This is a genomic window from Vibrio paucivorans (genome assembly GCF_054053395.1).
This window is the reverse complement of sequence record NZ_CM133231.1, coordinates 1,459,844-1,473,331: the sequence shown is the minus strand read 5'-3', so window position 1 is coordinate 1,473,331 and position 13,488 is coordinate 1,459,844. Positions and strand designations below refer to the sequence as shown.

At 43.4% G+C, this 13,488-nt stretch carries 12 protein-coding genes and 1 pseudogene; 9 read left to right on the top strand and 4 right to left on the bottom strand.

The genetic code is table 11. From position 1 onward, the window contains the following. Positions 1-104: 104 nt before the first annotated feature. Positions 105-308, top strand: a complete 204-nt coding sequence (locus tag ACXABW_RS22080; protein WP_252033084.1) for a hypothetical protein — start codon at positions 105-107, stop codon at positions 306-308. Positions 309-363: 55 nt separating this feature from the next. Here ACXABW_RS22080 and ACXABW_RS22075 read toward each other — a convergent pair whose 3' ends face one another. Beyond that, positions 364-1,254, bottom strand: coding sequence for a LysR family transcriptional regulator (locus ACXABW_RS22075; RefSeq protein WP_265688880.1), 891 nt, complete (start codon positions 1,252-1,254; stop codon positions 364-366). A 147-nt stretch (positions 1,255-1,401) separates the two neighbouring features. On the opposite strand from ACXABW_RS22075, the gene ACXABW_RS22070 reads away from it, so the two are divergent. Then, positions 1,402-1,761: a DUF413 domain-containing protein gene (locus tag ACXABW_RS22070; protein WP_252033080.1), complete on the top strand. Its 360-nt coding sequence runs from the start codon at positions 1,402-1,404 to the stop codon at positions 1,759-1,761. A 62-nt stretch (positions 1,762-1,823) separates the two neighbouring features. Here the strand turns inward: ACXABW_RS22070 and ACXABW_RS22065 are convergent, their stop codons facing one another. Continuing rightward, positions 1,824-2,075 carry a DUF3081 domain-containing protein gene (locus ACXABW_RS22065; RefSeq protein WP_252033078.1) on the bottom strand — a complete coding sequence of 84 codons (252 nt, stop codon included), beginning with the start codon at positions 2,073-2,075 and terminating at the stop codon, positions 1,824-1,826. A 311-nt stretch (positions 2,076-2,386) separates the two neighbouring features. On the opposite strand from ACXABW_RS22065, the gene nagB reads away from it, so the two are divergent. From nagB to ACXABW_RS22040, 5 genes and pseudogenes are all read left to right on the top strand, one after another. Next, positions 2,387-3,187 (top strand): glucosamine-6-phosphate deaminase, encoded by an 801-nt coding sequence (gene nagB / locus ACXABW_RS22060; RefSeq protein ID WP_252033076.1) that lies wholly within the window; start codon positions 2,387-2,389, stop codon positions 3,185-3,187. A 607-nt stretch (positions 3,188-3,794) separates the two neighbouring features. Then, entirely contained in the window at positions 3,795-4,541 is a 747-nt protein-coding gene (locus ACXABW_RS22055) for an FIST N-terminal domain-containing protein (RefSeq protein ID WP_457525558.1), read from the top strand. Beyond that, a pseudogene (locus ACXABW_RS22050) lies at positions 4,517-4,903 on the top strand (FIST C-terminal domain-containing protein); the annotation flags it as partial. The gene ACXABW_RS22055 and the pseudogene ACXABW_RS22050, both read left to right, overlap by 25 nt. A gap of 117 nt (positions 4,904-5,020) precedes the next feature. Continuing rightward, complete coding sequence (locus tag ACXABW_RS22045; protein WP_457527178.1) at positions 5,021-5,725, top strand: methyl-accepting chemotaxis protein; 705 nt, start codon at positions 5,021-5,023, stop codon at positions 5,723-5,725. 230 nt (positions 5,726-5,955) lie between these two features. Beyond that, positions 5,956-7,737, top strand: a complete 1,782-nt coding sequence (locus ACXABW_RS22040; protein ID WP_457525557.1) for an alpha-amylase family glycosyl hydrolase — start codon at positions 5,956-5,958, stop codon at positions 7,735-7,737. 99 nt (positions 7,738-7,836) lie between these two features. On the opposite strand, the gene ACXABW_RS22035 is transcribed toward ACXABW_RS22040, so the two are convergent. Together ACXABW_RS22035 and lamB are read right to left on the bottom strand one after the other, a co-directional pair. Continuing rightward, positions 7,837-8,664, bottom strand: coding sequence for a MalM family protein (locus tag ACXABW_RS22035; RefSeq protein WP_252033071.1), 828 nt, complete (start codon positions 8,662-8,664; stop codon positions 7,837-7,839). 114 nt (positions 8,665-8,778) lie between these two features. Beyond that, the gene (lamB, locus tag ACXABW_RS22030; protein WP_252033069.1) at positions 8,779-9,987 is read right to left on the bottom strand and encodes a maltoporin LamB; all 1,209 of its coding nucleotides are present in this window, start codon (positions 9,985-9,987) and stop codon (positions 8,779-8,781) included. A gap of 441 nt (positions 9,988-10,428) precedes the next feature. On the opposite strand from lamB, the gene glgX reads away from it, so the two are divergent. Both glgX and ACXABW_RS22020 read left to right on the top strand, forming a co-directional pair. Next, the gene (gene glgX, locus ACXABW_RS22025; RefSeq protein ID WP_457525556.1) at positions 10,429-12,390 is read left to right on the top strand and encodes a glycogen debranching protein GlgX; all 1,962 of its coding nucleotides are present in this window, start codon (positions 10,429-10,431) and stop codon (positions 12,388-12,390) included. Between the two features lie 15 nt (positions 12,391-12,405). Beyond that, on the top strand, positions 12,406-13,326 hold the full coding sequence (locus ACXABW_RS22020) for a LysR family transcriptional regulator (RefSeq protein WP_457525555.1): 921 nt from the start codon (positions 12,406-12,408) through the stop codon (positions 13,324-13,326). Positions 13,327-13,488 lie beyond the last annotated feature (162 nt).

Genomic DNA, 13,488 nt, shown 5'->3' with positions numbered 1-13,488 from the left:
GATTTTGGAACTAATCTGGCATTATTTAGGGGGTAAACTAAAGTTATAGGGACAAAAACATAACAAACAAAAAAATCTACAACGTCTGCTACAAGGAATTGGCTATGGATCTGGAAAGATGCGTAATTGTGCTTCGCAACCACATGGAAATCACCTGCGACTCTGTCGAACACTCACTGGGGGTCATCGAGAACAATCATAGCGATGAAATCTCCGCGATAAAAATCGATGCCAGCGATGGCTCAAACATCCACTCTTATCACTTCAATACCATTGATGAATCTCTGGAAAGCTTAATGAATTTGTAGAGGTTAGTTTTCCATCCTCATCCGCAATCGATGAGGATGGACAGTTCGTTTATTGCTAATCAGACGCGACTTCACCTGCTTGCTGCAGAGAATATGCTGTAAGCGGATCAATATCTTTAACCAGTTCTTCCACTTGCGTAATCGCTTCAACTGAAGAGCTATTTTTACGGTAGCTGAGATAAATTGGCCTTTGCCATTCTTTAACCCCAGTGACATTGAACAGTTGCCCTGAGTTGATAAATGGCTCAACCAGTGAGGCAGGCAAATACGCACTCCCTCCTTTCTCTAGAATAAAATCGAGTGCGATACGTGCCGTTGAGGTTCGTAGATACGGTGCTGGTACTTTTGGATGGCGATCTGCATGCTCAGAAGCAAAGCGCGTTCCCCAATCCACATACACGTATTTAGAATCAAACACGGTATCGACACAATCCTCTTGAGTCGATACCAATACCAACACTAAATCCGCGACTTTTTTGCAATGCAGTTCTTCCGCTTTTATTTGGTCGAACGCAAAAGCCATATCCAAGGTACGTTCAAGAAGCTGACGATTGAGCTGCTCTCGCCCCATCACTTCAGCCATAAAGCCGTAACCACCAAATGAATCTGTCACAACACTCAAACAGTTCTGTAAATATGCATCCCAAATATTAGGCGTACCGCCAAGTGTCAGCTGTAAAGCCTTACCACTTTCTAACGATAGCTCTAGCTTTGCTTGTTGCAGCGTCGATACCATGACTTCCGCATAACTGATCAAACGCTCCCCCGAAGAGGTCAATTTGATGTTGTTTCTATCACGAGTAAACAATTGAGTATCAAAGTAACTTTCGAGTTGTTTAATGCGCGCACTGACGGCTGCCTGAGTGATGTAGAGGTTTTCTGCAGCGCGTCCAAAATGCTTGGCTTTTGCGACTTCAAGAAAGGTTCTAAAGACTTTTACGTCCATTTGTTGCTCTCTGCAATATTGATGAAATATTAATCAGCAAGATTAATCGAAACCACAAAAATAATTTGATTTTCATTTGTGCGATTTACCAATAACTTCGCCTTAAAAATTACACTACCAACAATAGCGTCATACACTGAGGTTGATATGTCCGACACTGAATTCCGCCATGGCAAGAAACGATTCTACGACAACACAAAGTTCCCACGTGGCTTTGCTAAGTCTGGCGATTTTACTCTTGCGGAAGAAGAAATCCTAACACTTTATGGTGACACCATGTTTGCCCTAGAAATGGGCGACATCACACCAGAAAATGCGGAAGAAAAGCATTTTCTAAAAGTGCTTAGTCATCCACATAAAGCCAAAACCAAGCTAGAACGTGTTTGGCTAAAATACATCCAACTGGCACGTGGTCGTAAGCGCTTCCACACGCTAAATGGTTGTAAGCGTTCTGCTATCGAAACTAACGATGACTACGAAGCTGAACCAGTATTAGAAGACGATTAACATAGCAAGCCCCGATACCCAGATATAGAACTAGGGTCTGGGGCTTGTTTTTTTATTGCCGGCTATTTAGATAGCTGCGCAACTTTCTTAAGGAAACTGTCACGCAGATGTTCCTGATCGTATTCTAAGTGGTAAGTATTATGAAAACCGACTTTCAGCTCTACCCCATTGCCTCGTAGATAAAGGTTATAACCGTCGTAATCAGAAAACGCTTCTACGCCATCATAGATCTTACCGTATTCGGTTGGTGTCCCTCTTTCCATTACACGCTCATAAGCATGCAAGACTTTGGTCGGATCCAATTGATTTTTCATTGCTCCGCCTCCTTCTTCTTTGCCAACAATTTTAGTATGGGTGACGAATGATATCGACGCCACGGCAAGAGTTGAGCTACGTCAAATAGCGCTTAATTTCTCATATAAATTTATTCTTCTCAGGCCATCACGCACAGCAATATTTGAGCAAATAAACAACAGAAAATGCCTGATAAAACGGGGACAGTTGGATATTCCCACAACAAAAAGTGAAAAATTGACCTAAAACAATGGCGGATCGCAACAACTTATTTTATAATGCGAATTAATGTTTCAGAGCATCATAAAAATTCAATACTTAGGGGCAAAAAATGAGACTTATCCCGTTAAATCAAGCAGCACAAGTAGGTAAGTGGGCAGCAGCGCACATCGTTAAACGCATCAACGATTTCAAACCAACGGCAGATCGTCCATTCGTTCTTGGTCTACCTACTGGCGGTACACCTCTAGCAACTTACAAAGCACTTATCGAACTGCATAAAGCTGGCGAAGTGAGCTTTAAGCATGTAGTGACATTTAACATGGATGAGTACATTGGTATTCCAGCGGATCACCCTGAGTCATACCGTACGTTCATGTACACTAACTTCTTCAATCACATTGACATCCAAGAAGAGAACATCAACCTTCTAGATGGCAATGCAGAGAACAACGAAGTTGAGTGCAAACGTTACGAAGACAAAATCAAGTCTTACGGCAAAATCAACCTATTCATGGGTGGCGTAGGTAACGACGGCCATATCGCATTCAACGAGCCTGCATCTTCGCTTTCTTCACGTACTCGTATCAAAACGCTGACTGAAGACACTCGTATCGCGAATTCTCGCTTCTTCGATGGCGACATCAGCCAAGTACCAAAATACGCGTTAACTATCGGTGTTGGTACTCTACTAGACTCAGAAGAGATCATGATTCTTGTTACTGGCCATAACAAAGCGTTAGCGCTTGAAGCTGCAGTTGAAGGCAGTGTGAACCACCTATGGACAGTATCTGCTCTACAACTTCACCCTAAATCAGTGATTGTTTGTGATGAGCCAGCAACTCAAGAGCTAAAAGTGAAGACAGTTAAATACTTCACTGAGCTAGAAGCAGAGAACATCAAAGGCTTCTAAGCCAAATCCAGTTTATATTCATAGCTTTCGCTAGCACGATTCGTTATGAGAAAAAGCCACGCATTGCGTGGCTTTTTTGCTAAATTAGAGTGTACTTAACTCTAGTTAATCAATGCCTTAGCAAAAAAGATGACATTGACGACAAAGAGCTCTATTCAACAAAGAGATTACCGCGTTATCTGCGAATATGAGTGCCCAATTCAACCTTACACCGCTGCTCAAAATCTCAATATACTAGGCGATTGAAGCATTTAACTGATGCCTTCTAACACTAGTCCCCACCCCAAAATATCCTAAAAAAAAACATAAATCCTAGAATTTAGTACCCTTACCCACCCACATTGAAACATAATGTTACACTCTCAAAGAAAGGTAACCATTTGATATAAAAACAGTAAAACAACGATAAGCTTCAACAAATCATAACCGCTTATTTTTCACTCATTCCCAGCTACCACTTCCCTCTGATTTAAACACCAAACAGCCGCTCGACCCACTTGGTCGGAGTGGAAACATGACTTTGCAAACTGCTCAGTATCGAACAGAAGTGATTTAGAACATGGATACACCAAGAATCAGTCAACAAGAATTGCATTAAGGCCGGATCATGCTTGCACGATTTAAGAAAAAAAAGAACGCCAAGGGCGACCACTCTCTATCTGAGGTTGAGATAATTAGTACTACAACCGATCAAATACATTCCCTTTCAGTTAAAGGACAACACAGGCTTGTTATTGCTTACTTACACCCTGATTGCCCAAACCCTGAAAGTATCATGCGAAGTATTGGACAAAAGTTTTCAGACATCCCGAATCGTTTAGTGTTAATGAGTGCAGGAATTCTTGGTGGTAACGAGCTGTACAATCAAACTGCTACTTCACGCCAAGTACTACTTCATTTCTTCCCGAAATCATTAATAGGTAATATTACGCATTTTGAAATACCAGTTTCTCAAGACTCAGAAGCAATAGAGCGCTCTATTTCTTCTCTCGTTAGAGTGCCATTCGATATAGACCCTAGAGATACTTTTGGCTTGATCTACTTTCCTGGGTTAACCGCATCTGAATCCTATTTTTGTGACGCTATACTTAATTCCTCTGTCTCTCCTACCCACCTCATAGGAGGCAGTGCTGGCGGTAAGCTTGACTTTTCTCAAGCGGATGTGTTTTTCAATGAGAAACAACATTCAAATAAATGTGTATTGCTTTACTGTAAACTCACACCTGAGTATCACTACGATATATTCAGAACCCACAACTTTAAGCCAACCAATCTTTTTTTGATGTTGTTGATTTCGAAAAATCGAGTCGAACTCTCAAAGCCGTCAATATCAACCATAGTTGGGAAGCAATAAACCCAGTCGATGCCCTTTGCCGTATCTTTAAATGCACTAAGGCTCAACTCAATGATCTTCTAGCTAATCACTCCTTTGCTATTAAGAACAAATCTGGAGAGCTATTTATCAAATCCATCGCCAGTATGAACACCGATGGTAGTGTTACATTCTTCAGTGACATGAACTTTGGAGAACGCTTATACATCGTAGAACAGCACGATCTGGCTCATCAGACTGAAAAAGACCTCAAACAGTTTCTTTCAGGTAGCCTGCCTGAAACTATGCTTCTGAATGACTGTGTATTGCGCAGGCTTAATAATGCGAGCTCACTGACACAGGTAAACTGCTTTGATGATATCAAGGTTTCTGGTTTCTCTACTTTTGGAGAAACAGCTTTTGGTCTACATCAAAATGAAACTCTGGCTGCATTAGCCATTTTTAAACGTGGAAGCAGTCGAAAAAATCGCTCACCTTTTGAGTTCACATTGCTATCTACTATGCAGTACAAAGCAGAAATCGAAGCTAGGAGGAGTCAACAAATCATCTCTGTTCAATCTGCTCTTATCGAACAACTAAGATCTTATGAAAGTGCGATAGCTCACACCTCCAGTAATCTTAAACAGATCCACGACATCATTATCGAGTCATCAGAAACGTACACCAATTTTGAAAGCCAAATGGAGAACTTAGCGACACAAACGGAGCAACAATCCAACCTACGTTCGAATACGCAAGACAAGATAAAAACCTTGGTTCAGCATAGTAGTCAAGTTACTGGCATTATGAATGAAATCAGTAATATTGCGGATCAAACAAATTTATTAGCATTAAATGCAGCTATCGAAGCCGCAAGGGCCGGTGAACATGGTAGAGGGTTTGCCGTCGTCGCTGACGAAGTTCGCAAGTTAAGTATCACTACACAAACTAGCCTTGCAGAAACTAAAACATTATTTAGTCAAATGCTCTCGAGTGTGGCAGACATCGAAGTATCCTCCAATTCACTTGCAACGATTACTGAACAGCTGACCATGTGCCAAAATGAGTTAACTCAGATATTCAACATCATTAGAACTGACTCTCGTGAGGCTATAACACACGCGGAACACTCCTATCGAGAAGCTAGTGATTCGGAGGAAAAAATCGAAACGATCCAAGAATCATCTGATAAACTGAATGCATTCCTTTTGTACAGTAGAAAATAGCATTACTACCCTCCCATAAAGCACTTCCTCTAAGGGATAATCCTCTAGCCTAATAATAGGTACAGGGTAAAAATTGAAGCCTAACATACTCTAGTTAGGCTTCAGGCAATAATCAGTCAAATTTGTAATTCATCCCCTTTTCCCCGAAAATCTTTCCTCAAGGATGAGCCCTTTCTGCTCGCCTTATTTTAGGCTGGATAGCGACACATCTTCGACTTAGTACATTCGTTATGCAAAAAGAGAAACACAATATTTATCAAGTCTTTACTCGCTTGTTTGGCAACACCAACACAACAAATAAACCATGGGGAACCATCGAAGAAAACGGCGTTGGGAAATTTAACGACTTTACTCCGCTCGCCTTACAAGAGATCAAACGTCTTGGCGTAACTCATATCTGGTATACCGGAGTGCTTCACCACGCTTTAGTGCGAGATTACAGTCAATGTGGCATCAGTCATGATCACCCAAGCGTGGTAAAAGGCCGTGCTGGCTCCCCTTATGCAGTTAAAGACTATTACTCGGTGAACCCTGATTTAGCCACTGATCCACGTAACAGAAATAAAGAGTTCGAACAGTTAATCGAGAGAACACACCAATCCGGAATGAAAGTAATCATCGATATTGTTCCAAACCACGTAGCACGCAATTATTGTGGTTTGAATAACCCACAGGGCACACTGGATTTTGGCCAAGCCGATGATACCTCACAGGAATACCATCGCGACAACAATTTCTACTACATTCCTGAGCGACGTTTTGAAACACCTGATATCCCTAAGGCCTACCTTCCGCTAGGTGGTGAGCCTCACCCAACTCTAGATAACCCATACCTTGAGCTGCCAGCAAAGTGGACGGGGAATGGTTCGCGTAAAGCGAAACCGGACTTCGACGACTGGTATGAAACGGCGAAGGTGAATTATGGCATTCGCCCTGACGGCACAAAGGACTTTGACGAGTTACCCGAAGGTTACGAGCACAAGAACCATCAGGAACATTTTAGTTTTTGGCAGACCAAAAGCGTGCCAGATTCTTGGATTAAGTTTCGTGACATTGCGTTATTTTGGTTAGAGAAAGGCGTTGATGGATTTCGCTACGACATGGCGGAAATGGTCCCGGTCGAGTTTTGGAGCTACTTAAACAGCTGGATAAAACACGTTAACCCTGATGCTTTTCTTATGGCAGAGGTGTACCAGCCAGATTTATACCGAGACTATATTCACCTTGGTAAAATGGACTACTTGTATGACAAAGTTGACCTATACGATACGTTAAAAGCCATAATGCAAGGGCACGGTACAACTGCTGATATTGGCCGAATTGAATACCAGCTCCGTGACATTGAACATCACATGCTGCATTTTTTAGACAACCACGATGAGCAGCGGATTGCGTCTCCTGAATTTGCAGGCAGCGCGGAAAAAGCTATCCCGGCGATGTTGGTTTCAACTTGCTTATCATCGTCCCCAACTATGATCTACTTCGGTCAGGAAGTCGGGGAAGCAGGCGCAGAGAATGCCGGTTTTGGTCAACCTTCGCGTACCTCAATATTTGATTATATCGGCGTTCCTCACCATCAGCGTTGGATGAACAAGGGCAAGTTCGATGGTGGTCAATTAACGCCACAAGAAGTCCAGCTACGTCAATTCTATAGTGCTTTACTCAACTTAGCTCAGAACAGTCCAGCTCTATTGGGGCGCTATCACGATTTATACGCCGAAAACCACCAACACTTTGGCAGGCTGAGAAATAAGCTCTATGCGTTTGCTCGCTCCTGTGAGCAGCAAACCCTTATCTTGGCGTGTAATTTTTCTAGCCACGACTCACAAGACGTTGAGCTTCATATACCAAATAGCCTTATCGAGGATTGGCACTTGTCAAACGGTCGACACACCGTACTGGACCGTTTGAGCGGACAACGTTACTCACTTATTGTCGATGCTCAGCGCGCGTATATACCATTAGTGTTTAAGCCGCTGTGCGCTATGTATTTGGAACTTGTTAAAGGCTAAGTGGCGTAGGCGTTTTTCCTGGATTGAGATCTTTTAAATAGCAAAAAGCCAGTCGAATACTCGACTGGCTTTTGAATTTTCATAACTGTAATAGAATCGCTATTTCTTACTATTGACGGCTTTTACAAACACTTCTTGTGCACCTTCAATATTGAGTGCTTTTGCTTCATCTAACAGGCTCAATGCTTTTGGTAAGTCATCCGCTTCTACGGCTTTTTTAATTGCATTGTGATAATAGCTTTGGGTTTCAGGCTGTGCATCTACAGGCGCCTTCTTGTAAGGTTCTTTGGTGCTATTATCTGTACCAATTATCATTCGGCCAGCGCCTTCAATATCGATTTCGATTCGACCTACATTCGCATGTGGAATCGGGATATCTTTTACTTCAGGCAGATAATTACCGCGACCTTCTGCATCCAGTCGTGCTGGGTGAATCACATCCGTTGTACCGTTCAAATCTGAAGGCTTGCTGTAAACGATAAGGTATACCGACTCTTCTCCATTTGGTGGATAAAAGTCTTTCTCTGCAACAATTCGGTTACCTAGGTGTAAGCGTGGTTTCTTGTATTCAAAATCGCTACCCTCGTAAGACTCCAGCTCTTTACCATTCTTATCTACGATAATCGCAGATGGGAAGAAAACTGAATCTTTGATGTGGCTAGTAATGGTAATTTCTAACTCACCTCGGTTCGCAGGGATTTCAAAAGCAGCGACAGGACCATTAATTTGTCCGTACTTAAGATTTTGAGTACTCGGGGTGATATCGACCAAAACATTACTTGGCAACTTCATCTTCGTACTTTGAAGCGCGGACAGTGAACTAACTACCTGGGCACTTTCTACCGCGTTCTGCTCAACGATTACTTGAGGGGACTGACAACCAGCAAGTGCAACGCACCCACTTAACATTAGTGCACGAAAATACATACCTTTTCCTTCTTATTATTTTTTTAAATGCTCGCACGAGCGTTTAAAAAAATAGCCGACTAAATGTCGGCTATCTTAACAGGACTTTAGACTTTTAGGACAGTTATAGGTCTATTACCACCAAGCTTCTACTTGGATACCAACAACGAAGTCGTTGTCAGCACCAATAGCAGTCACGTTACCATCTGCATCTGTAACTTGACCGAAGCTATCGCCTTCTAGATCCATTAGGTAGCTACCGTATACGCGGATTTCAGGACGAGCCCAGAAGCTGTCACCCATTGCCCAAGACTGAGCAACTGTGAACTTAGCACCACCGAAGTCTACGTTATCTACTTCACCAGCGTTGTAGCCAGCCTCGAATACTGTACGCATTGTGTCGTTCCACTTATACATTGGACGAGCAACTACAGAGTATTGGCTAGAATCGTATTTAGCTGTGCCTAAGTCAGAACCTGCTAGGTATGCTAACTGGTGACCCATCTCCCAAGACTCGCTTAGGTTCATTACACCCCAGTTGATGATACGGTAACCGAAACCATCATTTTGATCACCAGAGCGATCGTAGTATGAACCTGCACCCCAGAAGTTAGCCATTTGGATACCGTATCCTGCAGTACCAAGCTGAACAACAGTTTGGTTGAAACCGTTACTCATGTTTTGGTGGATGATACCTGTTGCAAGAAGACCGTCATCACCGTCGTATTGACCGTTCTTGTTCTCTGTTGAGAAGTTGTACGCAAGAGCAAGTTCTAGAGAAGCGTCTTCCCAAAGGCCGATGTTTGCTAGACGTGCATCTGCAATGTAACCCGCACCGTTTTCATCTTCGCCATCTTGAATCAGCGCTAGAGATAGTTTTTGATCACCTACAGAAATGTTCTCAATACCACCACCAGTACCAGACGTGTTTAGGAAGTAGAAGTCAGTGATGTGGATATCTTTACGTTGGTAGTAAGTCTTACCAGCCCAAAGTGTCGCATCCTTATCGAACTCAAGTACGCCAGTTGCTTTTACTGCAAACTGAGCAACGTTGAACTCGCCGTCTTCCCAACCGTTCGCACCGTCAGCACCAGATGCGATCATTGACTCTAGACGCCAAGTTTGCTCACCAGTTTTTAGCTCTTCTGCAAGACCAAACTCAGAGTAGTTGTCGTTTTCGTTACCTAGACGACCAATACCATTCTTCATGAATGAAACATCGCCACCATCATTACCACTGATACCAGTGCCAGCACGCATATAACCGTTAAAATCAACTGCGAACGCTGAACCAGCAGCTAAAGTCGCAGCCACTGCAGCAGCAATTACACTTACTTTTTTCATTATTAACTCCATTTAGGGTTTCTTATATTTCTTATCTCGTCTCAGTCAGACCCAAAAGGCAGAAATGGGTATCACTCAGTAATGAGGTAAGCTGGGAACGTATTCCCGATTTGTTTCAACTGTGGCTAGATTACCTAGGGAGTAATAGGTTGACTTCCTCCACCCCAAACTAATTTAGGGGGGATGAGAAAGGATGAGAAAAAATACAGTACGCCGTTTAAATTGGCTCGATCACAAAATTGAGGGGGAGGAGATAGCTGTCCGATCAAAATAAGCAGAACAAAATGCCAAGGCGCTCAAGTTTTTTGATAAATCCATCATATAAATGAAATAAAATTACATCGAAAATTTATTATTAGGGTGCTTGACCATTGTTGGACAAAGTCTTTTACTAACAGTTCATCCCAGAAAACGTAATCTGAATAAAAAGAACCTAAAAAGATGACCCAGTCTTCACGCCCATATCCTCTCGGAGCCACATTGACAGACAGTGGCTGCAATTTTTCTATCTACGCGCCGAATGTAAGCCAACTCCAACTCGCCATTTTCGACCAGCAAGGGCAGTACACAGCCTATGACATCGATAATGATTACGCGGGTGTGAAGCATACTTTTATTGAAGGCATCAGCGCTGGTCAAAAGTACGGCTACATTGTGAAGGTGGAGGGCGAATCTCAGCTTATCTCAGATCCTTACGCTAAATCACTGGAAAGCGCACTTCACTATCAACCGCCCTTTAATTCAAAAGCTAGCTTTGAGCTACCTAAATGCGTTGTGGTTGACGATAGTTTTGATTGGCAAGATTCCAGCCAACCAAGAATACCACGCGAAGAAACCATCCTATTTGAAACGCATGTCAAAGGCCTTACCAAGCTATGTCCAGATGTTGAGCAAGACCAACAAGGTACATATCTAGGTCTAATCTCAAAGCCGATGCTGGACTTCTATAAACAGCAGAAGATTAACACCATCCAGCTTCTACCTGTTGCCGCATGCATGCACGAGCCTCACCTTCTCAACATGGATAAGGTCAACTACTGGGGTTATAACCCTTATCTATTTATGGCTCCCGACCCGCGCTACGCTAAACAAGATGCTGTCACTGAGTTGAAAACTGCTATTCGTGAACTGCACAAAAATGGCATAGAAGTCATTCTAGACGTCGTGTACAACCACACAGCGGAAAGTGGCAGTGATGGGCCAGTTTTCAACTTAAAAGCGCTCGATGAACGTTTTTATCTCAAGCACGACAAGCATTTTGCCAACTACACTGGCTGTGGCAACACGGTAGACTTAAGCTATCAGCCAGCCCTTAATCTGGTTATGGATACCCTGCGTTACTGGGTATCTGAATACCACATTGATGGTTTTAGATTTGATTTAGCAGCGACCCTTGGGCGAAATGGTGATCACTTCTCCCAAGACGCAGCGTTCTTCCGCGCTATTGCTCAAGACCCAATTCTAAAAGACATAAAGTTGATTGCTGAACCTTGGGATATCGGCCCGAACGGCTATCAAGTGGGGAACTTTCCTTTCGGTTGGAACGAATGTAATGATCGCCTACGTGATATTTCCCGCAGCTTTTGGCGTGGTGACCAAGGTTACCTGAAAGAGTTCGCAACTCGTATTATGGGCTCCCGTGACTTATACAGTGCAGCAAACTGGCCATTCAAACTAACGGTCAATTACATCACCTATCATGACGGTTACACGCTACAAGACCTTGTTTCGTATAAACATAAACACAACGAAGCAAACGGAGAGCAAAACCGAGACGGACACGGGGACAACCGCTCAGATAACTATGGCGTGGAAGGGCCAACCGATAACCCAGTTATAAACGAACTGCGTGAAAAACAAAAACGTAACTTCATGGCAAGCTTGCTGTTTGCTTTCGGTATTCCCCATATTTTGACCGCTGACGTGTTATCTCACACGCAAAATGGCAACAACAACGCCTATTGCCAAGACAACGAAATAAGCTGGCTCAATTGGCAACCAACCGACAGTAAACAAGCGTTCAAGACATGGCTGGCGGAGATGGTTTCGGCACGCCAAGAGTACATGGTACCGTTTATCAAAGCCTTCAGCGGTGAAAAGCGTAACAACAACCGTATTTTTTGGCGACGAATCGATGGCAGACTGATGGAGCACGAAGATTGGAATCGCTTGAGCTCCGTCGCGTTGCACTTAGGTATTGATAAGCAAGGCAATGAGCTGCTGTACTGTATTAACCAAACCAATGCACCAGCTCGCTTTACGCTGCCAACAGAACAAGGTCAGCAGTGGAAGATGATCTGCAATACCGACTCACACGAGCTGCACAAGACCATTGATGATAAGCAAGTATTGGTTGAGCCGACTTCACTGGCTATCTTCCATTACCGCCACAAACCGGCATAGAGAAAGGAACCACAAATGTCTAAAGATCTGTACAACACCTTAGATCTGAACTTACTCAGAACATTTGTGGTGCTCTACCAAGAAAAGAACATGCGCCGCGCCGCAGAGCGGTTATGTATTTCGCAGCCAGCCATCAGTAAAGCGGTGCAGCGTTTACGCGACCATTTTAATGACGAAATGTTTGTCCGCACTCAGTATGGCATCGACCCAACACCATTTGCTGACCAACTAGCAGACACAGTTTCTCCGATATTAGATACCTTGTCACTGGCGCTCAATAATTCACACGAGTTCGATCCAGCGCAGTTGAGTAGCACTATTAAAGTCGCCCTATCACCGTTTATTCTCAGTTCCATATCCGCCGAATTATACAATGCGATTCTTGCTGAAGCGCCTAATGTTGACGTCCATCTACTTAGCTGGTCTAAATCGACCATCGATGAACTCGTCAACGATGAAATCAACCTAGCGGTGAACTACGACATTCCGCATGCCCCTAAAAAACTTGCCTGTCGAAAAGTGACGCAAGACAGTCTCAAGATGTACTTGCGCAAAGATCACCCTCATCAAGAAGATACCATTAATATCAAGCCCGGCTTTGGCTACTCTATCGCATCAATAATTGTCGCAGATTGGAATTCACACCAAACCATCGCCGACAAATTGATGAAGCAGCGGGGAATCGAAGTCAAAATTGGTTTTCGTTCTGAATTGCCATCAGCCATCGCTGATGTCGTCAGCAAAACTGATTTGCTGTTCCCCGCTTCACGCTTCTTTAGCCTCGACAACTACCCTCAGCTCCGGCGAGTTGACGTGCTAATCGACGACTACTCGATAGAGCCCGATGTATTTGCCTATTTCCAAAGTAAGTACCGTAACGAAGCCACTATCCAGTGGTTGATTCGATTGATTAAGTCTATCGTCGACAAACGATAACCACACTATCAGGCGTTCTGCCTGTTCAGATATAACTAAACGTTAAGTCCGCTATCACCGATATTCATTGGCTCGCAAAAGACCCTATTCCTTATACTTTCTACATCGGCTAATACCTAGACGATGATAATGAAACAAGCCAATCAGCAAGAGAGCCGGCCA

Excerpts from the sequence above, each read along its gene's own strand:
- nagB (WP_252033076.1), top strand. The coding sequence starts at position 2,387 with ATGAGACTTATCCCGTTAAATCAAGCAGCACAAGTAGGTAAGTGGGCA.
- ACXABW_RS22040 (WP_457525557.1), top strand. The coding sequence starts at position 5,956 with ATGCAAAAAGAGAAACACAATATTTATCAAGTCTTTACTCGCTTGTTT.
- ACXABW_RS22065 (WP_252033078.1), bottom strand. The coding sequence starts at position 2,075 with ATGAAAAATCAATTGGATCCGACCAAAGTCTTGCATGCTTATGAGCGT.
- ACXABW_RS22055 (WP_457525558.1), top strand. The coding sequence starts at position 3,795 with ATGCTTGCACGATTTAAGAAAAAAAAGAACGCCAAGGGCGACCACTCT.
- ACXABW_RS22070 (WP_252033080.1), top strand. The coding sequence starts at position 1,402 with ATGTCCGACACTGAATTCCGCCATGGCAAGAAACGATTCTACGACAAC.
- lamB (WP_252033069.1), bottom strand. The coding sequence starts at position 9,987 with ATGAAAAAAGTAAGTGTAATTGCTGCTGCAGTGGCTGCGACTTTAGCT.
- ACXABW_RS22080 (WP_252033084.1), top strand. The coding sequence starts at position 105 with ATGGATCTGGAAAGATGCGTAATTGTGCTTCGCAACCACATGGAAATC.
- ACXABW_RS22020 (WP_457525555.1), top strand. The coding sequence starts at position 12,406 with ATGTCTAAAGATCTGTACAACACCTTAGATCTGAACTTACTCAGAACA.
- ACXABW_RS22035 (WP_252033071.1), bottom strand. The coding sequence starts at position 8,664 with ATGTATTTTCGTGCACTAATGTTAAGTGGGTGCGTTGCACTTGCTGGT.
- ACXABW_RS22045 (WP_457527178.1), top strand. The coding sequence starts at position 5,021 with ATGCAGTACAAAGCAGAAATCGAAGCTAGGAGGAGTCAACAAATCATC.
- glgX (WP_457525556.1), top strand. The coding sequence starts at position 10,429 with ATGACCCAGTCTTCACGCCCATATCCTCTCGGAGCCACATTGACAGAC.
- ACXABW_RS22075 (WP_265688880.1), bottom strand. The coding sequence starts at position 1,254 with ATGGACGTAAAAGTCTTTAGAACCTTTCTTGAAGTCGCAAAAGCCAAG.